Annotated in this window: 23 protein-coding genes and 2 pseudogenes; 2 read left to right on the top strand and 23 right to left on the bottom strand. The window is 48.6% G+C overall.

The window, feature by feature from the left end; all coding sequences use genetic code 11:
- Positions 1–79: 79 nt before the first annotated feature.
- Complete coding sequence (locus PMPD1_RS03815) at positions 80–958, top strand: MBL fold metallo-hydrolase (RefSeq protein ID WP_173632785.1); 879 nt, start codon at positions 80–82, stop codon at positions 956–958.
- Between the two features lie 137 nt (positions 959–1095).
- On the opposite strand, the pseudogene PMPD1_RS22855 reads toward PMPD1_RS03815, so the two are convergent.
- A pseudogene (locus PMPD1_RS22855) lies at positions 1096–1287 on the bottom strand (hypothetical protein); the annotation flags it as partial.
- A gap of 98 nt (positions 1288–1385) precedes the next feature.
- Positions 1386–2483 carry an ADP-ribosylarginine hydrolase Tri1 gene (gene tri1, locus PMPD1_RS03810; protein WP_173632784.1) on the bottom strand — a complete coding sequence of 366 codons (1098 nt, stop codon included), beginning with the start codon at positions 2481–2483 and terminating at the stop codon, positions 1386–1388.
- Positions 2484–2630: 147 nt separating this feature from the next.
- Between tri1 (PMPD1_RS03810) and PMPD1_RS03805 the strand changes: the two genes are divergently transcribed.
- A protein-coding gene (locus tag PMPD1_RS03805; RefSeq protein ID WP_173632783.1) for an IS3 family transposase occupies positions 2631–3739 on the top strand; the annotation gives its coding sequence in 2 pieces (ribosomal slippage) (positions 2631–2892 and positions 2892–3739; 1110 coding nt in all).
- Positions 3740–3975: 236 nt separating this feature from the next.
- Here the strand turns inward: PMPD1_RS03805 and PMPD1_RS03800 are convergent.
- The 21 genes and pseudogenes from PMPD1_RS03800 to PMPD1_RS03700 all read right to left on the bottom strand — a co-directional run bounded on the left by PMPD1_RS03800 (position 3976) and on the right by PMPD1_RS03700 (position 23473).
- Entirely contained in the window at positions 3976–4236 is a 261-nt protein-coding gene (locus PMPD1_RS03800; protein ID WP_173632782.1) for a hypothetical protein, read from the bottom strand.
- A gap of 170 nt (positions 4237–4406) precedes the next feature.
- A complete protein-coding gene (gene tri1, locus PMPD1_RS03795) occupies positions 4407–5474 on the bottom strand; it encodes an ADP-ribosylarginine hydrolase Tri1 (protein WP_173632781.1) in 1068 nt (355 codons plus the stop codon).
- Positions 5475–5580: 106 nt separating this feature from the next.
- On the bottom strand, positions 5581–5808 hold the full coding sequence (locus tag PMPD1_RS03790; protein ID WP_173632780.1) for an Imm74 family immunity protein: 228 nt from the start codon (positions 5806–5808) through the stop codon (positions 5581–5583).
- Between the two features lie 285 nt (positions 5809–6093).
- Positions 6094–6375, bottom strand: a complete 282-nt coding sequence (locus PMPD1_RS03785) for a hypothetical protein (RefSeq protein ID WP_173632779.1) — start codon at positions 6373–6375, stop codon at positions 6094–6096.
- 390 nt (positions 6376–6765) lie between these two features.
- The gene (locus tag PMPD1_RS03780; protein WP_173632778.1) at positions 6766–6981 is read right to left on the bottom strand and encodes a hypothetical protein; all 216 of its coding nucleotides are present in this window, start codon (positions 6979–6981) and stop codon (positions 6766–6768) included.
- Between the two features lie 502 nt (positions 6982–7483).
- A complete protein-coding gene (locus PMPD1_RS03775; RefSeq protein WP_173632777.1) occupies positions 7484–7870 on the bottom strand; it encodes a hypothetical protein in 387 nt (128 codons plus the stop codon).
- Positions 7867–8855: pseudogene (locus PMPD1_RS22850) on the bottom strand (RHS repeat domain-containing protein); the annotation flags it as partial. The pseudogene PMPD1_RS22850 and the gene PMPD1_RS03775, both read right to left, overlap by 4 nt.
- Before the next feature lie 229 nt (positions 8856–9084).
- Positions 9085–9447, bottom strand: coding sequence for an SMI1/KNR4 family protein (locus tag PMPD1_RS03765; RefSeq protein WP_173632776.1), 363 nt, complete (start codon positions 9445–9447; stop codon positions 9085–9087).
- Positions 9448–9481: 34 nt separating this feature from the next.
- A complete protein-coding gene (locus PMPD1_RS03760) occupies positions 9482–13894 on the bottom strand; it encodes an RHS repeat-associated core domain-containing protein (RefSeq protein WP_354292779.1) in 4413 nt (1470 codons plus the stop codon).
- A 3-nt stretch (positions 13895–13897) separates the two neighbouring features.
- A complete protein-coding gene (locus PMPD1_RS03755) occupies positions 13898–14338 on the bottom strand; it encodes a DcrB-related protein (protein ID WP_173632775.1) in 441 nt (146 codons plus the stop codon).
- A gap of 148 nt (positions 14339–14486) precedes the next feature.
- Positions 14487–15026 (bottom strand): hypothetical protein, encoded by a 540-nt coding sequence (locus tag PMPD1_RS03750; RefSeq protein ID WP_173632774.1) that lies wholly within the window; start codon positions 15024–15026, stop codon positions 14487–14489.
- A gap of 32 nt (positions 15027–15058) precedes the next feature.
- Positions 15059–15319: a hypothetical protein gene (locus PMPD1_RS03745; RefSeq protein ID WP_173632773.1), complete on the bottom strand. Its 261-nt coding sequence runs from the start codon at positions 15317–15319 to the stop codon at positions 15059–15061.
- Complete coding sequence (locus PMPD1_RS03740) at positions 15285–15755, bottom strand: hypothetical protein (RefSeq protein ID WP_173632772.1); 471 nt, start codon at positions 15753–15755, stop codon at positions 15285–15287. Before PMPD1_RS03740 ends, PMPD1_RS03745 begins: the two co-directional genes overlap by 35 nt.
- Before the next feature lie 408 nt (positions 15756–16163).
- On the bottom strand, positions 16164–16937 hold the full coding sequence (locus tag PMPD1_RS03735) for an Ivy family c-type lysozyme inhibitor (protein WP_354292777.1): 774 nt from the start codon (positions 16935–16937) through the stop codon (positions 16164–16166).
- A gap of 176 nt (positions 16938–17113) precedes the next feature.
- Positions 17114–17467, bottom strand: a complete 354-nt coding sequence (locus tag PMPD1_RS03730; RefSeq protein WP_173632771.1) for a hypothetical protein — start codon at positions 17465–17467, stop codon at positions 17114–17116.
- 42 nt (positions 17468–17509) lie between these two features.
- Positions 17510–18043: a hypothetical protein gene (locus tag PMPD1_RS03725; protein WP_173632770.1), complete on the bottom strand. Its 534-nt coding sequence runs from the start codon at positions 18041–18043 to the stop codon at positions 17510–17512.
- Positions 17997–18281 carry a hypothetical protein gene (locus PMPD1_RS03720; protein ID WP_173632769.1) on the bottom strand — a complete coding sequence of 95 codons (285 nt, stop codon included), beginning with the start codon at positions 18279–18281 and terminating at the stop codon, positions 17997–17999. The genes PMPD1_RS03725 and PMPD1_RS03720 overlap by 47 nt, the downstream gene beginning before the upstream one ends.
- 54 nt (positions 18282–18335) lie before the next feature.
- The gene (locus PMPD1_RS03715) at positions 18336–18701 is read right to left on the bottom strand and encodes an immunity protein Tsi6 family protein (RefSeq protein ID WP_173632768.1); all 366 of its coding nucleotides are present in this window, start codon (positions 18699–18701) and stop codon (positions 18336–18338) included.
- Positions 18702–19070: 369 nt separating this feature from the next.
- Complete coding sequence (locus PMPD1_RS03710) at positions 19071–19454, bottom strand: hypothetical protein (protein WP_173632767.1); 384 nt, start codon at positions 19452–19454, stop codon at positions 19071–19073.
- Positions 19455–19466: 12 nt separating this feature from the next.
- On the bottom strand, positions 19467–21938 hold the full coding sequence (gene tssI, locus PMPD1_RS03705; RefSeq protein ID WP_173632766.1) for a type VI secretion system tip protein TssI/VgrG: 2472 nt from the start codon (positions 21936–21938) through the stop codon (positions 19467–19469).
- 50 nt (positions 21939–21988) lie between these two features.
- Positions 21989–23473, bottom strand: coding sequence for a serine/threonine protein kinase (locus tag PMPD1_RS03700; RefSeq protein ID WP_173632765.1), 1485 nt, complete (start codon positions 23471–23473; stop codon positions 21989–21991).
- Positions 23474–23502: the final 29 nt, after the last annotated feature.

Genomic DNA, 23502 nt, shown 5'->3' with positions numbered 1-23502 from the left:
CTGTTCACCAAACACCATTTTGCAGGCTAATAAGGCACTAAAAACACGCATTGCAGGTTAATTCAGGAGAGCGTTGATAATGAAAAAATTGATTGTGTCGGGCCTTCTTGCGGCCTGTTACTGCTCCTTCGCGCTGGCAGATAGCGTGGCGGCCAATGCCCCGGCATTCAAAACCTTTCAAGTGGGTAAACTGCAGGTAACGGCGCTCCATGATAAGGACAACTTTCTTGCCAATGATGCCAAAGTGGTGGGCGTGAGCGTGGGGGAAAAGGCGGTAGCGGATGTCTTGTCGAACGCTGGCGCACCGACAGAGAGTATTAAACTCAGCGTGGATGGTTTGCTGATTAAAGACGGCCAAAAAAATATTCTGCTGGATACCGGTCTTGGGCCTGCCGTTCATGGTCAGTTGGTAACAAGCCTGGAGAAAGCGGGCTACCAGCCTGAGCAGATTACCGATGTTCTGATCACGCATGTTCACGGCGACCATATCGGCGGGCTGGTGACGGCGGATGGCAAGCAAGCATTTGCCAATGCTACGGTACAGATCTCGGCACCGGATTGGGCTTGGCTGCAAACCATGCCCAAAATGGCTGCGTTAGTAAAAATTATTCAGCCACAGGTTAAAACCTTCCAGCCGGGTGACCAGGTGCTGCCAGGCATCAAATCGGTTTCCCTGCCGGGCCATACGCCAGGACACGTTGGTTACCAGGTTACTTCCGGTAAAGCGCGCCTGTTAGATATTGGTGATTCGGCGCACAGCGCCATCGTTTCTCTTGCGAAACCAGAGTGGGCGATTGCTTATGATAATGATCGCGCTGAAGGGATTGCTAACCGTAAAGCGCTGCTGGCAAAACTGGCGGCAGACCATGAGCTGATTTTTGCTCCGCATTTCCCTTTCCCGGGTGTCGGCTATATTGTGGCTAAAGGCGACCATTACGCCTTTCAGGCTGCGGAGTAGTGGTAGAGTTTTTTGTCGGAAAGGGTATGGCGTAATCGTCTCATCGGGCGATTACGCTGGCACAGTTTAAAGGGAAGAGATCAGTCATACTCAGCCAAACACGCTTGTGCGTAACGTTCAATAAAAGCGTTTTACCCCTAATGGAGTACGTCATAATCATGTAGCGAGCGCCACTTAATTACCTGGTAGGGGAAATTTATTTTTTCTTGCTCTTTCAAATGCGCCATAACTGCTGAAGGCGCCTGGCCCTGGTTCGAGAGGGTAAATTGGTATTCGCCCGGCGGCAGTTGCAATGACGCGAACCCGTTAGGGGCCGGAACCGCCGCTTGCTGATTAATTTAAAAAGCTCTGACTTACGCCAATTGGATCTATTAAGTAATAACCACACCTTCTTAGAAAATAATTAAATAGATCTAATCCAAAAAAATCAATCGTCCTCAGGAGCCAGTTTAAATAACTGCTCCGCCAAAGATGAAATTCGCTCTTGCTGAACAAGTTTACGCAGCCATTCATGTGGAATAGCCGAGTAACCATATAATGCTCCGGCTAACTGACCGGCCGTCGCAGCAACGCTGTCAGCATCATCGGCTAAATTAGCTGCAAGTAAAATAGCATCACGAAAGTTGTCGGTATGCCATACAGCCCATAATGCCGCTTCGAGGGTGTCGATTACATATCCGCTCGATCTAATTTGATCGCGCGACTTCTGTTTATATTCTCCAGCGTTAATGAGTAATAATCTTACTGGCGAAGGAAACACATGGGGGGAAAACGTCTCTTCTTTCGTATAACCGTTTAATAAATAGTGTAATAACAAGCCAAGATATTGACAACTGCTCATTGATTCAGCAGCGCAATGTGTTGCCATACTTTGGGACTTCGATTCCCGAAAGGTTCTGTAAAATGATTTTCTTCTGAAAATAGAAACAGGTGCTTGTCTTATAATGCCCGCATTACCTGCCGTTTCTGCTCCGGTATTTCCATACCAGGCATCACCCTTTGCTAAAAATTCATGCAATGCATGACAAGTGGTATTACCTATATCAAAACAAACGCCATTAGAGCTGTTTTCGCCCTGTTTATACCAACGAACCAGTTTTCTCCGGAATAAGGGAGTACTCATACGGCCAGATTCAAGATAGGTTTCAGCAAGGCAAAGGGCCATCGAAGTATCATCAGTCCACTCGCCCGGCTGCAAATTAAATGGCCCTCCCCCCACCATATCATTAACATATGCTTTATCTCGCGGAAGAAACTCGAGGGTTGTGCCCACAGCATCGCCAATTGCCAGCCCCACTAAAGCGCCTTTGGCTTTATCCATAGCCTTTGTGTCACTTATAATCTGACTCAATGACTGGTCCCAGGTTGCTCGTTTTTGTTGTTGTTCAAACGTAGGCTGAGACACGGGAACAGTATAATCAAACTCCATTCTTTTCTGTACCTCGTCGGAGGTTACAGGAATTAGATGCTTATATTTTTCTGCGTAGATCTCTAATTGATATTCATCAGTACGTAAATCGATCATTTGACTCTCATTTTTAAAGTTGCAAAAGATTATTTACTATATCTCCTTTTCTTTTCATATTCAGGCTTGACCCTGACCCAAAATCCTGCTCCATTCAGAAACAGAATTCCGGCATGATAATGACTCCCCTGAGCGGAGGTTGTGCCGATGAAAAAGTCACGATTCACCGAAGAGCAGATTGTCTTTGCCCTGAAACAGGCCGAACTGGGTACGAGCGTGCCCGAAGTCTGCCGTAAGTTGGGCATCTCCGATGCCACGTTTTACACCTGGCGAAAAAAATACGGCGGGATTTCCCCTTCTGAGCTGAAGCACATGCGGCAGCTTGAAGAAGAGAATCTCAGGCTGAAGAAGCTGGTTGCCGATCTCAGCCTCGACAAGGCCATGCTGCAGGATGTGCTGGCAAAAAAGAACTGACGCTGTCGCGTCTGCGCGAATGGGTCCGTGACCTGCAGGCACGTTACGGGGCCAGCGAGCGGCAGGTCTGTTTTGCGCTACGGATCAGCCGCAGCTCTTTCCGCTACCGCTCTGTGGCGGCAGACGACAGCGCGCTCCGCCTTCGTATCAGGGAGATCACCGAAACCCGGGTCCACTATGGCTACCGCAGGGTTCACGTGATGCTCAGGCGGGAAGGCTGGCGCGATAATCACAAGCGCATCTACCGGCTCTACCGTGAGCAGGGGCTGTCGCTGCGACTAAAACGCCCCCGCCGCAATAAATCTGCGCTGAAACGTCAGCCCCAGCCGCAGGGGCTGTATCCCAACCACGTATGGGGTATGGATTTTGTCTCCGATGCGTTGTTTGACGGTCGGCGGCTGCGCCTGCTGACGGTAATCGATCTCTACACGCGCGAATGTCTGGGGATCTGCGTGGGCCAGAATTTGCGTTCAACAGAAGTGGCAGAAATGCTGAACACCATTGCGCTCAGACGTCCTTTACCACAGGTGCTGAAAACCGATAACGGCTCTGAATTTGCAGGAAAAATGCTGGACAAGTGGGTATATGAGCGAGGGATCCGTATAGACTTCTCACGACCGGGAACGCCAACGGATAATGCCACAGTGGAGTCGTTCAACGGCAGGCTGCGACAGGAGTGCCTGAACGAAAACTGGTTCATGTCGCTGGAGGATGCACGGTGCAAAATCGAAGCCTGGCGCATACACTATAACCAGAGGCGTCCTCATTCTGCGCTGGGCTGGATGACGCCATCTGAATTCGCCGAGAAATCTACCGGTTGCCAGAATATGCAACCAACATGAGGCCGGTTATTCCTGATTATGACTGGAACATATTCGGGGTCAGGGTCAGGCTCTCTCTGATGAGTAATATAGTTGGTATGAAAAAAAGTACATTCCTATAGCGTTATTTTATACATTCCCGCACTGCAACTCAGACGATCGTATAACAATAGTAGGCGCAACTATCTATCACGCCTAAAAAAATTTAATTACATTTCACCTTGATTTTATTTATAGCTTTCGTTACTTTTAAAAAATCAAGTCATGATATTAAACTTTTCCTTACTAATTTCTCTATCCTTATTGGATTCGTAATCATTTCTGATACGCTCTGATAATTTTTTTACATTATCCAAATCTTCAGTATGACCAATCTCATCAGCTTTGATAATGAAGTATCTGGCAACATCAACCTTATAATCTCCTTCACTAAACATTACTTTTAAAATATAGCTATTGTCATCTCTTTTATAAAGTGTGAAACCCCATGGGTTAACAATTATTTTCTTCAGCTTCATGATGACCTTCACTTACTACAAGTATATGATCTTTACTGATAACCATGAGTATAAAGTGTTCCCATCATCATTACCAAGCAAGGTATTCATGCTTACCAATTTTTTTATATCTTTCTATCACATATAGACCACAAGAATGAAGAAAGCAGAACTTCATCCCGGCACCATGCTTATATTCTATTTTCGCCTTGTACAAATAATTTATTAGCAAGTAACTCTAATCGTTCTTTTTCTGCTAGTTTGTTTAACCATTCTTCAGGGATACCAGACATTCCATAAAGCGCTCCCGCTAACTGACCCGCAGTTGCAGCAACGCTATCAGCGTCATCACCTAAGTTTGCTGCCAGTAAAATCGCGTCACGAAAATTATTCGTATTCCAGACAGCCCATATTGCAGCTTCCAGTGTGTCAATTACATACCCGCTTGATCTTATTTCATTCCTTTTCTTTTCTTTATACTCACCAGCATTAATAATTAGCACCCTAGCCGTGGAGGGAAATACATGAGGAGAGAAAGTATCATTTTTCGAATAACCATTGATTAACATATGCAATAAAAGGCCTAAATAATTGCAGGAAGAAATAGACTCTGCTGCACAATGTGTAGCCATACTCTGCGCTTTGGTATCGAAATAAATTCGTTCAAGAGAACGCCAATTAAAAATAACGACAGGTGATTGCCTGATAATCCCTGCGTTACCCGCCGTACTTTTTTCTGTGTTCCCAAACCATGACTCACCATGGAGTAAATATTGTTCTAACGCATAACGCGTTGTCATTCCAATATCAAAACAGCGACCATTGACACTATTTACGCCTTTTTTATACCATTCAACTAATTTCTTCCTAAATGAAGTGACGTCCATTCGGCCAGATTCCAGGCATGCCTCAGCTAAACATATCGCCATTGAGGTATCATCTGTCCATTCGCCAGCCTTCAAGCGAAAAGGTCCTCCACCAACCATGTCAGAAACGTGATGACTATCTCTTTCTGTGAATTCTAAAGTTGTACCAATCGCATCGCCGACAGCTAACCCCAAAAAGCTTCCCTTAGCTTTATTCAATGCATCTTCTTTAGCGTTAATTTGCAACACACTTGCGTCCCAACGAAATGAAGGGATTTCGTTCTCATTTCCATCAATACTGCGCTGCTGTTTTCTGGTACTGACGGGTAAAAGATGATGATAACGCTCTGCATACCGATTGATAATGCTGTCATCTGTATGTAGATCAATCATTACAATCCCTTAAAATAAATTACTTTCATGCTATCTTCATCAATACATTAACGTACTTTAGACTAATCTTAACGAACCTTCTGCTGATAATTTTTATCAACAAATTTTATTCAAATGTAATAACCATATGAGTCCCAGTAGTTTTTTTGATGGTCTTATCAATATAATCACGCTTTATCCCCTCTGTCAGCACTTCATTTTCATAAGGCGGCTCAAACTTTTTCATGGATGAAACATCTGCAATAAATCCGCCAACAATCATTTCACCTTTCACCTTGATTTTTCGTCCATTTTCATCCAGGACAATATAAGAACGGGTACCAGTAATTTTCATTTTAACCTTCTATTGCATATCACTTACATCGTAATCCATAGACAGAAACTTTTTGCATGGGATGAAACGGAAATAATGTGAGCCTGAAGGTGCTGGACGGCTGTCTGATGCTGATCCCCGACAGTTGCGAGGAGACCCAACTGAGACAGGAGCAGGAACGGCTTGAACAATAGAAGCGGGAGATTGAGCACACCCGGCAGCAGGCGCTGGTGTTATTGGCTCAGGCTGGTGGCTAAAATAAAAGCCAGGAGGATCACGGGGATCGCTTCCGGTTTTTTATCAGATTTATGGCATACGCATTACACATTCGCGAAGACGGTTGAGTAATTCGGGAGTCTGAAGACAATCGAGTGGCTTAATGCCTTCTAATGCCGGAACCTCTTGCTCTATCCACCAAAAAGCTTCTTTAATCCCTCTTTTACCGTAGATAATGATGGCCAGATCCAAATGTCCATTTAGCTTTTCAGAAAGTAAGCGAGCATTATCATCTAAATAATCTTCAGCATAAAAATCCACATAACTTTTCCATTTTTTATCTCCGGCGTAATATTGTTCTAATCCAGACATAATCATTGTCCTCAAGTAATATTAATGAGTTTCGATTTAATATTTTATTTCTCTGCTATCACAATAATCCATTGAGCCGTAGATAACCGATTATTTGTTAATAGCGCTAAACTATTAGTTGCTCCGCAATAACATCTAAGAAGTACCTTCTCCTCTGCCACGATATTAAGTATAAATAGGTGCGTGCTCAAAAAACGCCTCCGCCATAGCGACAATCCGATCTTCCTTTGAGAATGTTATTTGATCTACTCTGGAAATCATTCCAGATATTCTTACAATTCCCCTCCTCACGAACCCCAGCGCATTCGGCGCATACTGGTACAGATTTATCCCGCCCGCCAGTCCTCAAACGCATATACAGAGCAGGGATTTCTCATAATCAGTATATATCTAAATTTTTGGCAGATTAATTTTGTCTCTTTTTTGAGTTAAAATAATTATTTCAGAAGCATCTTTAGAACTCAATTGAGCTTTAATAGCTTCTTCTTTTATAATCTCTGATTCAATATCTTTACTAATTAAACCACCATCGTCATATTTAATATAAAAAATGCCATTATTTTCTATTATGTCAATTCCATAGCCACTAAATATCACCTTAACCATACATGATCTTTATACGTTACTTTTTCACAATGGGTTGAATCACAGCATCAGTTACAGAAGTTTGATTAATAACCGCTTCAGGTATTCCACCGGACGTTTTCCTTTCGGGCAACCAAAATTCATTTGCCCCGGGGTCGTTTCCTGAAAGCATCCTTAGTCCTTGCGGATTAGATATGTCAATCCTTACTGACAGATCCCCTAAATCTCCCGAGGTTACTGATGCAGCATCTCTGTGGATCGTAGCGGAAGCTCACCTGTGTGTGAGGTTTGTTGCGGTCCCGAGACTGACCGGTCACTTCCGTCAACGATGTTCGCTGTCGTAGCGGTACCCTCAGCTGATCTACCCGTCGTTTTTTTCCGTGGATCCGGCGGCGACAGGAGTAGACTTGGCTTGAACAGCAGGAGCGGGGGATTGAGCAGATCCAATAACTGTCGCTGCGGTCCCGGGCTGGCAGCTGAAACAAAAGCCGGAAGGATCATGGGGATCGCTTCCAGCTCTAATTCAGGAATGCTTAATACCTAGCACCTCTCTTTCCCATTTCAACTCTTCTTCACTTTTTATTCTAAGTTTTATTATTGCAACACCAATAGGATGTGACTTTGATTTATCCAAATATAAATCAAATCCGTATTTCATGTCATAACCACTTAAAATATAAACAGTTTCATCAGAACTAGATTCAAGATTTTTTTTAAGTAGTGAGTAACCAATTATATCACTATTATTCTTTCGGACATTCTCAATATGAATATCTATTTCTTCAATAGCCCTTCTGCGATCTTTTTCTATTAGACGCAAATTTTTTACATCATCTAATACAATATATTGCCGTAGAAGACTTGGTGATATGGAATACAAAATTGATTGTTCATAAGTGTTTTTTTTCATGGCAAGAACACCTCAATATCTCCGCTTCGAGGCCCTCTAAGGAGGACTTCTTGCTCGTAGTATTTATCTGGTGACCATGCCCATGACCAACCAGCCCCTTCTTTAGGCGCACCAGTCCTGACCCTTAAGATCACACCATCATCTTTAGCAAATTTTCTGGCAATATCAGGATCCCTTGTCCATGACGTAAAAGGACTGTTTGCTGATAATTCGCCAGTGTTGTGCTCTTCTTCAGTAATTTTTGACTTTATATTACCAGGAGTAACACGTCCCTTAAGAGCATTAGCTTCGTCTGGATGGCCTCGATGAATTCCCCTGTATAAATATTCACCTTCAACATGTGGAGGCAAGCGTTTAGTTGGTCTGCTGCTTTCACACTTCATCAACCCCCAAGGATCCACCCAGCCCAACGCATTCGGCGCATACTGGTACAGGTTGATCCCGCCTGCCAGCCCTATCGGGTCCGGCTGCGTGAAGCGCCCACAGTCCGGGTCGTAATAACGGAATAAATTGTAATGTAACCCGGAATACTCGCCTCATCCATGAGGCTCACCCCTTCGGGGCCAGCGCTTATGCGCTGTTCAAATTTGTTCCAGACAAATTTGTCACGGTCCAGGTACTGTCCCAGCATGCGCTGGTTCTGTGCGTAACCGGGGCCGTTCAGCCGCTCCTCGCGCAGCAGTTTGCCCCACGCACTGTTGTGGCCGTGCCAGCGAACCTCACCCTCCGCGTCCGTCAGCCGCTCCGGCATACCGTTCGGCGCACAGTGAAACCAGTAAATCTCCGGCTGGCTCACGCCGTCAATCCGCGCCAGCGGCTCATAGCTGCCCTGGTCCGTATACACGTAGGTCAGCGGCACCTCATCATGAATCTCCTGCAGCAGCCGCATCCCTTCCCATACGAACCGCGTGGTGCGTACCCGCCCCTGACGCTGACCGTGCTGCGCCTGCCAGCGACTTTTACTGATGCGCCGTTCCAGCGGGTCTCCACCTACGGCGCAGTGCGGGCGTTTAAAAAGTGACCGCAATATACCGACCTGCATTTTAAGGGCGACTTGCTCAGGGAAGCGGAATTTAACATCGATGGTCCGGTGACGGTCAAAGAAGGTTGTCTGCTACTGATTGTGGTATAGACACAACTGACGGTTAAAAGTAAAAAAGCCGACAATATCATTAGGATCGCTTCCGGCTTTTATTTATCATATTTTATTGGGATCAGGATCTTAAATCATAAATATCTTTAGCTTCTTCATCCATATCCAGACTTCCAAGAGCGCCCAGATCTAAGCTATAGATGAGTTCACTATTATCTTTCACATTTATAAAATAACCAAGGTCACCATCTTGGCCTATTAATAAATAATCTGGTTCAACATCTTGTATGGTGTATGTTTCGTTTCGTTCTAAAAGGTCTTTGTAATTATAAATATATACAGTATTTCCCTGACTTGTCTGGATTTCGTAAGCATCTATATCTTTTACTTCCTCAGATGAGAACTGTTTGTATTTATTTGGAAGCTTGATATTAAGACTATTCTCGACAACCTTAAGCTCATCTAAAATTTCATTTTTATTCACAACTAGTTACCTCTTGATTTCATGCGACAGCATATCAAATGTCAAAGAACGGATTGCCCATGTTGCTTTCTCTGAGTCTATCAAAATATTTAAATGCATCACCGAGAGATTTACGGGCCTGATTAGTAGGCACGCCAGCGTCTAACATTTCTTTATAGCTAATATTAAATTCTTGCTTCAGGGTTGTATCCCAGCCACCAGTTGCAGCTCTTCGGGCACGCTGTGCAGTACTGATAGCTGCATGCGGGCTACCAGATGACGATTTTAGTAGCGTTGCAGGAGCAGAATTTCTTTGATAATCATTAATTCTTTTCTTGGCCCATGCGTCCTGAATAGGGTGGTGACTTTGAACAAAACCATCAGCTTTACTGTTTTTATGCCCTACTGCACGATTAACTCCCGGAGATAGTTTTCCGTGAGGATCGACATCTCCACTTTTGTAACCATTTGGAGCACTACATTTCATCAACCCCCACGGGTCCACCCAGCCCAGCGCATTCGGCGCATACTGGTACAGATTTATCCCGCCCGCCAGCCCTATCGGGTCCGGCTGCGTGAAGCGCCCACAGTCCGGGTCGTAATAACGGAATAAATTGTAATGTAACCCGGTCTCACGGTCCAGGTACTGTCCCTGCATGCGCAGGTTCTGTGCGTAACCGGGGCCATTCAGCCGCTCCTCGCGCAGCAGTTTGCCCCACGCGCTGTTGTGGCCGTGCCACCGAACCTCTCCCTCTGTGTCCGTCAGCCGCTCCGGCATGCCGTTCGGCGCACAGTGGAACCAGTAAATCTCCGGCTGGCTCACGCCGTCAATCCGCGCCAGCGGCTCATAGCTGCCCTGGTCCGCATACACGTAGGTCAGCGGCACCTCATCATGAATCTCCTGCAGCAGCCGCATCCCTTCCCACACGAACCGCGTGGTGCGTACCCGTCCCTGACGCTGACCGTGCTGCGCCTGCCAGCGACTTTTACTGATGCGCCGTCCCAGCGGGTCGTAGCGGAAGCTGACGTGGGTCTCTGGCCGGTCGCGTCCACGCGTGCGGTGCACCACCTCGCTCAGCCGGTGCTCGCTGTCATAGCGGTAATGCCACGTCTCCCGCCCGTTATCCTTCTCCGCAACGCGTCCGAAGGCGTCATAACGCCAGTGAATGCCGTTCAGCCGCGTCACCCGGTTGTGCCGTACCGGCGCCACGCCTCCATCCTGCGGATTGGAAGCCGCGTCCCACGACCACTGTTCATGGTCCGGTTGCGCCCCGTCCTGCTTCAGCAGCCGCCCGGCGCTGTCGTACTGCCAGCGCCGCCAGCTAAACGGGTTATCGTCCTGCTCTTCCCGTATCAGGTTATTGCGATAGTCGTAGTCCCAGTGCCGTGACCAGTGACGCGGCGCCGGACGCTGCGCCTGTCCGGCGAACACATCGCGCTGCTGTAAACGCCCCAGCCGGTCATAGCCGCTGCGGCTGGTTAACGTACCCTGGCTGCGGCTCAGCTCGCGGTGCAGGGTATCCCGGGTAAAGTCGCTGACCGGCAGGCCGTCCAGCGCAATGCTCAGCAGATGCCCGCTGCCATAGTAAAGCTGCTTTAACTGTCGGCCGTCTGGCAGTGTGACGGCGGTGCGGTTGCCCAGCGCATCATACTGATACCCGACGCGCCCGTTCTCCCCTTCTTCGGCAATAAGCGCGCCGGAAGGATCATACTCAAACCGAACCGTCTGATCTGCCGCACGGGTGTAGACGCCGTCGCCCAGTGCCGGATGCACCGAGGCCTGCAGCAGTTGCCCGGTTGCCGAAACCTGCCAGCGTGTCTCCGCCTCCGGCGTGGCGCGGGCGATCAAAATACCGCGTGGATCGTAGCGAAAATGATGACTGAAAGCGTCCGGCGTGCCGTAAGCAAAGGTACGGCTGACGGTGCGCCCACAGGCATCATATCCGTAGTGGGTCACCGTACCATCCAGCCCGGTCTCCACTTCCAGCAACGACCCCTTACCCCAGTTAAAACCGTAGCGCTCGCCGTTTTCATTGACCAGCGCCGTCATGCGTCCACGATTGTCGTACTCGCGCTGCACCTCATGCCCCTGCGGATTGCGGGTGGCGGTCAGGCGACCGGCGGCATCATAGCGGAACTCGCTGCGCCTGCCGTCCGCCGCATGGTGCGCCAGCGGCAATCCCTGTGGGCTCCACTCCAGCGTCTCCTGCCAGTTCTCGGGCCGGTACAACGCGACCGGACGACCGGCGGCGTCATACTCATAGCGCGTTTCCTCGCCGTTGGCGGTAATTTCTGCCAGCAGCCAGCCCAGCGGATGATAGCGGTAGCGCGTGGTATAACCGGAACAATCTGTGGCGCGGATCACCTGCCCCGCCTCGTTGTACTCCAGGCGGCGAACGCCGCCCGCCGCATCGGTCTGCGCCGTGACCTGACCATATTCATCACGCTCAAAGCGTTCGCTGCCGCCACCCGGCAGTACCACCTGTGAAAGCGCATGGCGCTCGTCGTAATAAAAACGTGTGGTGGCCCCATCGGCCTCCGTTACGGCCGTGGGTAACGCACGGTGCGCCAGCCATTGCGTGGCGCGGGTGTTATGGTCTGCGTCGATTTCCTCAACGCGATTTCCGGCGTCATCGTAGCGGTAGCGTACGGTATTACCGAGTGGGTCGGTGGTGGCGATAAGCTGTTCGTTCTCATCCCAGTCAAACAGCCAGCTTGCACCGCGCTCGTCAACGAAGCGCGTAACCAGTGCCTGCGCGTTCTGATAATGCTGGCGGGTTTCACCATCATAAGTGGTGACAGTGGTTAGCCCGGCATCAAGGTCATAATCCATGCGGCAGCCGTCACCGGTACTGGTGCGGTTTTCGATTACCCGCCAGTGGTCGAAATGCGCCCAGCGGTACTCGCTCTCCAGCCCGCCCGGTAGTCGGTGCCAGACCATCAGTTGCTGATCGTTGTAACGAAACGCGCGGGTGGTCACCTCCGCCGCATCGGTGACCGTCGCCAGTTGGCCGTGTCCGTCATAGCCGTAACGCATTAGCGGCCAGTGCCGCTCACCGTCAAAGTGCGACAGCGCGGTCACGCAGCGCGGATGGCGGGTGTCTTCGTAGTGCAGCGTGACGTCAATGGCGCAGGGCGCATCATGGAGACGTACCAGACGCCCCGCTTCGTCATACGACAGTTCCAGCCCGTTGGCATACTCATCGCTGACCGAAGCCAGTCGCAGCACCGCTGGGTTATGTCGCGTTGGGCGATAGAGGCACCAGCGGCTGCCATCATCGTCGGCAATCACCAGCGCGCCGTCCGGCCCGCGCCGGATAATCAGCCCTTCACTCAGGCTGTATAGCGGCTCGCGTACCTCCGGGAGCTGAAAACGCAGTTCGCGCCCGGTCTCGTCGTACAGCGTGGCTTCGTCGCCATTCAGTTCCAGGTAAGTATCGAACAGCGTCGCCCAGCCGCGACCAAACAACCCTTCGCGCGTCGTCAGGCTGTTGTAGTTGCGCTGCCAGCGCAGCGGAAAACGCCCCGGCAGGCTGAAGTCGAGATCGTTATCATCATTCAGCACCTTAACGCCGGTGGCGGCATGAACCGGGTAGAACGAGGAAAATGCCGCGTTGACGGCCATGTCCGCCGCCATACCGCCGATGGCGCCTGCCAGCGCGCAGGGCATATTTTTCAGCACCTGCCCCGGTCGACCACGCAGCAGCGGCAATATCATCATCGCCAGTGCCAGCCCCGGCGTTTTGCCGCTTTTTATCTCACGCACCACCACCGCATTGCCGCCAATAACCACGTCCGGCGAAACCTCGTCTGATACCGTCGCTTCACAGGTAGAGCGATCCCTGGCGCGCACCGCTGGCTGTCCGTTAATCAACACCGTTGACGAACCTTCCGCCAGATACTGCGGGCCAGAGTGTTTTTCACAGGAAATGGTGTCCTGCTGCAGTGGCGAGGCGCCCGCCGCCGGACCGGCGACCACCGGTTGCCAGAAGGAACTGGCTATCTGCCCGGCGGCGCCCAACAGTTCACGTCCGTAGTCGAGAAAACTGAGCGGGGATTGTGGTTCCGGCGGCGGCGTTCTGGCATCCGGCGCTTTACCCGCCGCCCGCGCAGCCTGTTTACCGTTGGTTAATACATTAACCGCTCCGCTGGTTATCTTGCCGCTGACCGACGGTGGGAAGAGGAAGTTGCCAAGCCCGGAAGCAGCAGCGGAAATGTCATCCGCCACGCCGGTCAGGTTCGCCAGCACGCCGCCGATAATGCCGCTGAGTAAGCAACTGGAGCCCACGGCGGCCAGACCGGCAGCCACGGCACCGGCACCGGCTAACGGTGCGGCAGCCGCCGCCGCTGCGCCCACGGCAGCGCCGATAACCGCATAGGCCGCACCTTCCGCTACAATGCTGGTGATGTCCGCGAAAATACTGGAATGGATGAGGTCGTCATCCTTACGCGCCGCGTGATTATCCATGGATTAAACGTCCTGCACCGGTACCAATGCCAAAGAATCTTTCAGGTTTTGCCAACGTTGTGCGTCTTCATCATTAAACGGACGCAGCGCGGAGTAAGTAAAAACCAGCATGTAGGGCTTATCAATTGCTTGTACCGCTAACTGATGCTGAAATAGTTGCTGCCCGTTGCGCTGATATTCGCTGGTCACTTCGACGCCGCGAGTCTGGTGGTTTTCTCCCACACTCACGCGCTCGAACGGAGATTGTTTTAATTGCCCCATCTGCGGACGTAGCGTATCCCACTGTCGGTGGAATTCTTGTTCGAAATCGCTGTCAGCAGGGATTGGTCCACGGCTGATAACCACGGAAATACCGTTAGCATCGTCACGCAGAATATTCATACTGTTATCTAGCCAGTCGCTTTGATAAAGGGAGAAAGATCCTTCCTGGAGGGTATATTTCATAGTGTGCTCGTCATAAAAAGTCGTCGGGAAAGTTATTCAGGCGGCGGTAAACATCTGTTCGCTCGCCGGTAAATTAAAATTTTGAAATCCAGCCTGTTCGAATAAACAGCAGGAAATAAAGCCTATTTTTACATGTGCAACTTATTCTTTATTCAGAAGGCGTAACATCATCGATTAATATGATCATTATAATACTGACAACCCGTCCATTTTCTATTTGAAAAGAAATCTGCTTATCTTGATGTACGTATTCAATCCAATACTCACCATCACTTTTATCAATTTTTCCTTGCCCATATTTACGCATCAACGATTCTGCAGATGAGCCGATAGCCACATCTCTAAAGGTCTTAACGTCTGCAGACAGAAGTGTTATCTGTGAAAGAATATAATCGTCGATGCTTCTTTTCTCTTTATCCCAATAGAGATTGGAGCTGTATAATGAAAAGTGTGCATAATTATGTTGATAAAATCTGTAAACACTCTCACCAACGGGCATTTCACCAATGAAGTTGCTATTCACTTCCTGACCTGCAAGCGTGCCCGATTTTTCATCCCACTGTTCACCCAAAGCAAAAATATGTTTATTAATACTAACGCTGAAATCATCCCCGGAAAGCGCAGGCGTAGCGGCACTAACGATGACCGGGGTGAATCCCATCATCAGTGATAAAATAAAACATTTCATATTATTCAACGTTTCGAAGCCCCAGCCAGATATTACTGCTTAACTGTATGAAGAGTTCCATCTACCGAACCGGCATCAGTAGATAATGCATAATCCCTTTTGGAAACTTTAAACCTGAATAAATGAACCGAGACATCAGGCGCGCCACCGCAAATAGCGTAGCGCTTATTTTCTCGTACATCGACAAGGTAAAATAATTTATCAGACACATCATCATAATCATAAGCCAGACAATGGTCGCGCAAGGTGGTGAGTTTGTTATCGCGAATGGCCTGGTGTACTGCTAGTACCACAGCGTCTTCCTGGTTTTGCTGACTTCATTACGATAAGCACCGACGTATAGTGCCCGGCAGTCACTTGATGCATCAATGTTCCGGTCAATGCAATGCAACCCTTTAGCCTAACAGGCTGATCGGGAAGTATAATTTGCATCTCGCCTACATTTTTCTCAGTTTCGCTGTCAGGGTTATCATCCGTAGCGTCAGGACGAGCGACAACATCAATAGCCTGTGGTAGCAAAAGAATAGGTACATCTACTTTCTTATCATCTGGCCCTTCTCCATAGTTAGGTGGACCTGGAAATTTTTTCAAAGTTACCGTTCCAACAACCGTAACTATTTCAGGTTCGAAATGATAAACTTCTTTTGCTTGTACACAGGACATTACAAATAAAAGTAAAAAATAACAAACGTTCTTTTTCACCATCAAGGCTCGTCCTTTTTTACTCATATTCAACATCCTCTTGTTCATTCTAATTTTTTAGTCCTGCCATCCAGAATAAACATAGCGGAGATATTTGGATTTTTTTCATTATCATCATTTCAACATCACTTGAGAGCATCATTCAATGCGATTAGAGACGTTAAAATTGCTACTGCTGTTCTCTTCCTTCGAAGAAGTAGACTTCGGCACCATCGCCACACGCGGCTTATTCTTACCGATCAGGTTGTTACACCTATCCTTTCATATCTTCACAAAGAAAACATATCTCACTTTTTATTTACCATCACTGTTCTTATTGATTCCATGCAGAAGTGGGAAAATAAAAATTTAATTAGGATAAAAATAAAACTTTAATCATGTGAAAACCATTTTTTCTGAAAAAATTTAAAAAAAGTCCCCTGAGTGATGTTTAATTTAGTTATCTGACCAGGAGCCTTTTTCGTTAAGTACCATTTTATTGTTTACAATAACCACCAGTGCGGGTGATACCGTTTCCAGCATATAGGTTGTATTTTTATTTTTAAACTCATAAGAATTTATCGGGCAAATGACTTCATCACAGGTCGCACGAATAACCTTACCCTTCAATATTAGCTTTGCACCATCTGACTTTCGTGTTCCTTCATACACAGCCCGATCGCACACTTTATTATCAACATTACACTGCAGCGTCACCTTAACATTAAATTTTGCCGTATCAAGATGGCGAGTTTTGGGTTCTTTATCTATAAACCCTGCAGGATACGTTTTTTCATTAAAAGTCAAATTCGTAAACCGTTTTGACCATGCTAAAAGGTCAGACTGAATCCCTTTTGATTGACTATCATTGGTTCGGTATTCAATTTTTTCATTTCCAGGCACAACCCACGCAGTATAAAGTTTACCGTCAGGCTGAATCACCATCGCAGAAGCATTTTCCAACCGTAGGTCTTGCAGCCACCCTTCAACAAATAACCCTTTCCCGGTAGTCTCATGAGGGGCAGCGATTACATCAAAATTATTATAAAAAGTACTGAAATCTGCGCCAAGTAGTGCTTGCAGCTGCTTTTTATATTGATTATTTTCTAATAGTCCGGAGACGGTATCAAAAGAATTGTACTTTGCTAATGTATCTTCCCCCGCAGCCCAAGAGGAAAAAGGTAGCATAAAAAAATAAATAACAAACATCCTGATAAGAAATTTAGTCATATCGATTGTTAATCATCAACAAAAAAAAAGATCCCATTCTCTGATTCTCACACCGGGCATGGAGAGTAGAGAGGCATTAAAATAAATCGTCGCTCATTTACGTTAACTAATACATTAAACACCAGAAAAAAGGAATAAAGAAAAGGCTTCATCTGCACGTTCAATAAAAATAACAATTACTGCTTTGGACCATTTCCGGTACCATTCTCTTTTAACCTGCTGCTCTTAACCCATCCCTCAACCTGACTACCATCCCCCCTGAAATACATAACAGAATAATAGCCATTAAAATCAAGATACGCGTTAACCACGTCTCCAGGCACAATAAATGTATCTTTATTTTTGCATGCAACATCAGGTGCTGAGTAAAAGTAGAGCCGTCCATGACCAGTGACACTGAAGCCATTATTATAACTATCGAAGCGGACTCCTTTTTGCTGCGCAAGATTATCTTTTTCTTCACACTGAGTTTGCGAAAAGCAATTAAAAGAAACCAATAAAAAAGTCGTTAATACTACAAATATTCTCATTCATACCAGCCTTTACACCTTAATATAAATAAAAACGCAGTCTTACTCGTCACTATCAATCACCACTGTATGCAGACACGAAGGATCAGTTTGCTTAAATCCAAACGAGAGCGTTTGTTTTTCATTTTTATGGTAAGTGTAAGCAGTAACCTCATCATTTGAATTCCCGCTGGGATAGGAACTAAGCTCTAATGGCTTATACTTCTTTTTTAGTTCATCGAGAGTAATACACTCACCCGATATTTCAAATGCAATAAAAGCTGGTGTTTCACTTTTCTCTTTAGACAGCCGAATATCTATTGAAGATATATTATTTCCATCGTCTAGTTTAAAATCCTTTCCTTTATAGAAGGCGGTATATTTATTTTCATGATCTAAAAAGATAGGAAAGGGAAGCTTTTTGATACTATCACCATCCAGCTCAGTGGCTCTGGTTTGCATTCCCTCAATAAACGACCATATATTAAAGCCTTTCATGCGATCCCCCTCAGCATAGCCTGTAAAGAAAAAACAACAAAATAATAAAAAACTATTTCGCATAGTGCTTATCATACCATCCGCTATAATAATCTTCATAGTACTGTCCTGTATTAGAGGTTAATTCCCCCTTCCCAAAGATTCTCCCTATTTTTGACCGTGCCTGAACCTCACTAATTTTCTCATATTCTAGTGCATTAAAAATTCTGTTATAGGAAGGTTGATTCGCTGGGTTACCTGCAGTCCCAATGTCTGCACCTCCATTTTTCAAAATCTCTCTCTGTACTTTAATATTATTCAACGTAGCAGCACCTTCATCACTTGATGCACTATCCAAAAAGGAATCTTTCGATGTTAATGACGATCTTTTTATTTTCAAAGCTGAAAAGCATTATTTACTACATCTCTTCTTTCTCTTTTTATATTCAGGATCTATCTGATGAGGAAGGATAACTTTCAGCCCTTGTCCCACTTGCGATGCTATGTAATTAACATTTGATAAGCTCTGTGCAAGTTCAGGATCGGTGGTGTCAAATTCTTTTGATGCTAAAACACCAAGATTCATGGTATGAAGTTTGGACTTATCCTTTTCAACTTCCAATAAGATATTTTTAACGCACTTTACTTGTTCGAATGCCATTATATATAATGCAAAGGTAGGTTTTTTTACCAGGCGACTCTGAAGCACATCGATAGCATCATTAACATAGTCAATTGCGGTATAATTTCCCTCTGCAATGACCTCTCTAACAATCATTTCTTCATTGACCTCTATTTTTCAACCATTTTTATCCAAAACAACATAAGAACTGGCATTAGTAATTATGATTTCATCATGCCTTTATAGTCAATGGGTTATTAAAATCCTATTCATGCATATCTAAACCTACCATTCTTCAAGCTGCAGGTGTATTAGCCGCAGTTACTCACCCGAATTACATGACCTCAATAAGCTTATCAGGACTCTTTCTCTTACTGCCTTCCTGTAACTCGAATTATTTAGGGTATAAAATGTATTTCCCTTATCACTCACATTGAATAAAACAATCGAAATCTGTCCTACTAAAAAAGTTAAAAGAAAACTTTCACATCATATCTTTCAACTCGTCAAAGTCCCTGCCAGGTATTACTTATCAATTGCATGGAAAGTTCCGTCCACCGAACCGGCATCGGTAAATAATGTATAATCATTTCTGGAAACTTTAAATCTGAATAAATGAACTGAGACATCAGGATCGCCGCCACAAATAGCATACCGCTTATCCTCTCGTACATCGACAAAGTAAAATTCCATATCAGAAACATCATCATAATCATAAGCCAGACAGTGATCTCGCAAGGTGGTGAGTTTGTTATCGCGAATTGCCTGGTGTACTGCCAGCACCACAGCATCTTCCCGGCTTTGCTGATTTGACGATAGTACAGAATTTTTTCCAGTGTCACTATAGGTGGGTGTATTAAATAAATATAGCATCACGAAGAAAAAACCAAAAAAAATTCTTTTTGACATCAACTGCCTCCATCAATCAAAATCTGTTAAATGTTGTGAGCTAATTATACCTTTAAGACTTCTAGCATAATTAGGATCGGTAGCATACCCGGCTTTAGCTACTTCATCGACAAATCTATTGGGTTCAGTAAGATGATCAAAGGCTGCTTTATAACGTGGATTACCATTTAAAAATCGCCCATAATCATCTGCCGATTCAGCATAATCCTTATATGCTCGAAAGTTATCAGTTATTGATATTCTCTTCCCATCAATAACTTCTGATGTTTTAAACGCACTACTATTTCCCATTGGGGATTTACCTTTAATACCAAACCAAGCATTATTTTTAACATGTTTACCCCAGCCTGTTTCCTGCGCTGATTGTGCCAAGGTAACAGATACAGGCACTCCCCAATCCGCTTGAGTTTTTTTAGCAGCTTCAAGGTTATCATCAATAAACTTTTGCACGTGTTTTGGTCGCTTCCGTTCTCCAGCCTGGAGATTACCGACGGACGCCGCTTGTGCTTTCTGCGGAGCAGGCGCTGCCGCCGGCGCAGGAGCCGCTACCGCTTTCCCCGCCTTCTCCGGGGTAAACTTTGACGCCACCGCCGCCTGAATATCCCCTTTATGACCGTCGCCCGGCGCCCCGGTCCCCGGCTTCGCCCCCGCCGTGTTCAGGTGCAGCCTGCCGCCGCTGGTGGTGATATGCCCGTCCCCCTCCACAAACAGGTTAAAGCCGGTCCCCACCAGGTTTATCTGACCGCCCGCCTGCAGCTCTATCGCGCTCCTGCCGCACACCAGCCGCAGCGTGGTGCCCGACGCCAGCACGTACTCCTCCACCGCCGCGTCCAGCTTGCCCCGACCGGTCAGAATTTCGCGACCGCCCTTCACCGCCTGCATCTGATTTGCCACCACCCGCTGCTCTTCATTCGCGCCGACAAAGTGCGTGTGGTTGTTCCCGATGCTGCGGCTGGCGTCGTGCTTCACCTGCGTGTCCAGGTTCCGCTCCGCCTGCACCCACACCTGCTCCGCCCCCTTCCTGTCCTCAAAGCGCAGCGCGTTGGCGTTCTCCGGCGTTCCGTCCTTCGACCGGCTCAGAAAACCCATCTGCGTCGCCGCCGCCGGCAGCGACCACGGCGGCATGCTCGCCTCGTTGTACACCCGCCCCGTCACCAGCGGACGGTCCGGGTCGCCGTTGATGAAGTCTATCACCACCTCATCGTTCACCCGCGGTATCTGCACCCCGCCGAAACCCTGGCCCGCCCACGCGCTTGACACCCGCACCCAGCACGAACTGGTGTCGTCACCCTTCGCCAGACGGTCCCAGTGAAACTTCACCTTGATGCGACCGTATTTGTCCGTCCAGATGGATTCCCCCTGCGGCCCCACCACCTTCGCCGTCTGCGGGCCGTGCGTCTTCGGCCACGGCGTCGCCGCCGCCGCCCGGAAGGTCACCTCCGACGGGATAACCGTAAACGTCGTTTCGTGCGCCGTCGTCCCCTCCCCGCCGCTGGCGTAGCGGTTCTCCTCAAACCCGTAGGTCGCCGAGGTTATCAGGTACTCGCCGTTGTCGCCCGGGTACGGCGCGTTCACCAGCGTGAAGGTGTGCCCCGGCGCCAGGCCCATGGCGGTGCCCACGCCGCTGATTTGCTGATGCTCCGCCTGCCACTGCTCCTGCCGTATCCGCGCGTAAAACTCGCCGTGACCGTGCTCGGTGAAACGCCCCGGCCAGTCGTACACGTCTATCTGCCCCGGCTGTGGCGACGCCGGGTTCTGCCGCGCCTGCAGCATCCACGCGTTCGGCTTGCGGAAGTCATAGTCGTCGAGGCTGTAAATCCCCGGCGTCACCCGGTCCTCCGGCGACCACCGCCCGATGCCCTCCTCATCCGTCGTTCCGCCCGACGGCGTCACGTGGTAAGGAATGCTTTCGTAACCGGCAAACGGACGGTGCTGCTGCGCCGAATCCGCCAGCACCATCACGTTACGCTCCTGCTCATGGCGGAAGAAGTAGTAAATCCCCTCCAGCTCCATCAGCCGGCTGATAAACGCGAAGCTGCTCTCCTGGTACTGCACGCAGTACTCCCACAGGCGGTACTGCCCGGTCAGCCGGTCCTCCACCGTGACGTTATACTCCCCGAGCAGCGTTTTGATGATTTGCGGCACCGTCTGGCCCTGGAAGATGCGCAGGTTGCGGTCGCGCAGCATCGGCCACACGTCCGGCTCCACCGTCAGCTCGTACACCGCGTAGCGCGTGCCGGAGAGCTCACGGCTGCTGACCGCCACGCGGGTGATTTTGCCGTTAAGGTAGCGTTCGCTGAGCAGCGACTGCGTGGGGATGGTCAGGGTGACCGGCTGGCCGAGCAGCGCCTTACGCTCAATGCGCGCGTCGCTGCCCAGCAGGGTAACCGTCAGGGCGTACGGGGCCGAGAGCGACTCGGTGCCCTCCAGTTTCCAGAAAAGCAGCCCGTCGACCGGAAGCTGTGCTGTGATGCGTGAAAACATATCTAATGTCCATGATCAAAAAGGCCCGGCGTAATGCCGGGCACTGATGACTAACCGTGTGGATTGATTAGCCACACCCCTTCGCGGTCAATATTGATTTTTTGTTCCCGCGTCTGGCCCTGGTTCGAGATGGTAAATTGGTATTCGCCCGGCGGCAGTTGCAATGACGCGAACCCGTTAGGGGCCGGAACCGCCGCTTGCTGATTGCCGTTTAACGACATTTCATCCCCGGGGTGCAGTTTTACATAAACCTGCGCGATCGGAGCGGGCGGCGGCGGCGGCGCCTCTTTCGGCGGCTGCTGTGCCGTGGATACCGGTTGAGAGGCGGTCTCCTGCGTTTGGCTGGCTGCCGGTGCGTTCGACGCACTCTGTGCCGGCGCGCTGGATTGCGCTACCGGGTTTTCAGCCGGTGCGGTTGCAACCTCTGCCGTCTTCCCTTCTTCGCCGCTATCGCCACCGGCAATCAACGCGCCAACGCCCACGCCAACCAGTACACCGGCGGCCACCAGCCCTGGTAACATAAAGCGTTTCAGCGTGGAGGGCTTAGCCCCTTCCGTTACCGACGATTCCGGTTCAACCGGCACCAACATGGTGCCAGGGCCATCCACTTTGATATGCAAAATATCGTTCAGATCGGAGGGTGAAAGCTCCATTAACGCCGCCAGGGCATCAACGGATTGCGGGCGATCTTCCGGTTTCAACGCCAGGGCGCGATCAACCGCGTGCAACAGCGGTAACGAATAGCCGGTCGGGCGCAGTTCCGCTAACGGTTTATAGTTATCTTCAATACTGCGCACCACACTTACCGGTGGCGGCGCGCCGGTAATCAGCGTATGTAACACTGCGCCGAGGGCATAGATATCGGTCCATGGCCCCTGCTCGTTCTCATTGTTATCGCTATATTGCTCAATCGGCGCAAACCCCGGCCGCAGCATGGTTTCGGTTTCATCAGACAAGTTACCAATCGTCTGACGCGCGGAGCCGAAATCCAATAGAACCGGAATGCCATTATCCTGGATTTGGATATTATCCAGCGAAATATCGCGGTGGAGATAGCCTTCCTGATGGATAATATTGATGGCGCCAAACAGCGGCGGTAGCAGCCGCCGAATCCAGGTTTCATCAATTAATTCAGGATGTTGTTGCTGTAAATTGGATAACGTAGTGCCGCTGTAAAACACCGTCCCCATATAGGCGGTGTCATTCTGTACCCAGAAACGCAGCACATGCAGCAGATTAGGATGGTTAAAACGCGCCAGCAGACGCGCCTCCTGAATAAAGCTGTTCAGCCCGGCGTGGAACGTTTTGCTAAAACGCTCACTGCGCAGAACCAGCGTCAGATCGTCATTGCGCACCGCCAGCGAAGCCGGCATGAACTCTTTGATCGCAATAGTCCGTTCCAGTTGATGATCCCAGGCGCGATAAACGATCCCGAAACCGCCGCCACCAATCACTTCCTTAATTTCAAATTCATTGAAACGGTACCCAACCGGTAACGCGTTGGGGACAGTCCGATTGTTATCGTGTTCCGACATGATGGACAACTCTCTGATAGCTAATGGCT

This window comes from Paramixta manurensis, from assembly GCF_013285385.1.
Lineage (GTDB): Bacteria > Pseudomonadota > Gammaproteobacteria > Enterobacterales > Enterobacteriaceae > Paramixta > Paramixta manurensis.
The sequence above is the reverse complement of the archived record's forward strand: the minus strand, read 5'-3'. Positions and strand labels throughout refer to the sequence as shown.

Coding starts and splice junctions, on each gene's coding strand:
- PMPD1_RS03780 (WP_173632778.1), bottom strand. CDS start 6,981: ATGGTTAAGGTGATATTTAGTGGCTATGGAATTGACATAATAGAAAAT.
- PMPD1_RS03785 (WP_173632779.1), bottom strand. CDS start 6,375: ATGTCTGGATTAGAACAATATTACGCCGGAGATAAAAAATGGAAAAGT.
- tssI (WP_173632766.1), bottom strand. CDS start 21,938: ATGTTTTCACGCATCACAGCACAGCTTCCGGTCGACGGGCTGCTTTTC.
- tri1 (WP_173632781.1), bottom strand. CDS start 5,474: ATGATTGATCTACATACAGATGACAGCATTATCAATCGGTATGCAGAG.
- PMPD1_RS03755 (WP_173632775.1), bottom strand. CDS start 14,338: ATGAAATATACCCTCCAGGAAGGATCTTTCTCCCTTTATCAAAGCGAC.
- PMPD1_RS03700 (WP_173632765.1), bottom strand. CDS start 23,473: ATGTCGGAACACGATAACAATCGGACTGTCCCCAACGCGTTACCGGTT.
- PMPD1_RS03790 (WP_173632780.1), bottom strand. CDS start 5,808: ATGAAAATTACTGGTACCCGTTCTTATATTGTCCTGGATGAAAATGGA.
- PMPD1_RS03715 (WP_173632768.1), bottom strand. CDS start 18,701: ATGATTGTTAGAGAGGTCATTGCAGAGGGAAATTATACCGCAATTGAC.
- PMPD1_RS03750 (WP_173632774.1), bottom strand. CDS start 15,026: ATGAAATGTTTTATTTTATCACTGATGATGGGATTCACCCCGGTCATC.
- PMPD1_RS03710 (WP_173632767.1), bottom strand. CDS start 19,454: ATGTCAAAAAGAATTTTTTTTGGTTTTTTCTTCGTGATGCTATATTTA.
- PMPD1_RS03760 (WP_354292779.1), bottom strand. CDS start 13,894: ATGGATAATCACGCGGCGCGTAAGGATGACGACCTCATCCATTCCAGT.
- tri1 (WP_173632784.1), bottom strand. CDS start 2,483: ATGATCGATTTACGTACTGATGAATATCAATTAGAGATCTACGCAGAA.
- PMPD1_RS03730 (WP_173632771.1), bottom strand. CDS start 17,467: ATGAGAATATTTGTAGTATTAACGACTTTTTTATTGGTTTCTTTTAAT.
- PMPD1_RS03725 (WP_173632770.1), bottom strand. CDS start 18,043: ATGAAGATTATTATAGCGGATGGTATGATAAGCACTATGCGAAATAGT.
- PMPD1_RS03735 (WP_354292777.1), bottom strand. CDS start 16,937: ATGACTAAATTTCTTATCAGGATGTTTGTTATTTATTTTTTTATGCTA.
- PMPD1_RS03740 (WP_173632772.1), bottom strand. CDS start 15,755: ATGAGTAAAAAAGGACGAGCCTTGATGGTGAAAAAGAACGTTTGTTAT.
- PMPD1_RS03815 (WP_173632785.1), top strand. CDS start 80: ATGAAAAAATTGATTGTGTCGGGCCTTCTTGCGGCCTGTTACTGCTCC.
- PMPD1_RS03800 (WP_173632782.1), bottom strand. CDS start 4,236: ATGAAGCTGAAGAAAATAATTGTTAACCCATGGGGTTTCACACTTTAT.
- PMPD1_RS03775 (WP_173632777.1), bottom strand. CDS start 7,870: ATGAAAAAAAACACTTATGAACAATCAATTTTGTATTCCATATCACCA.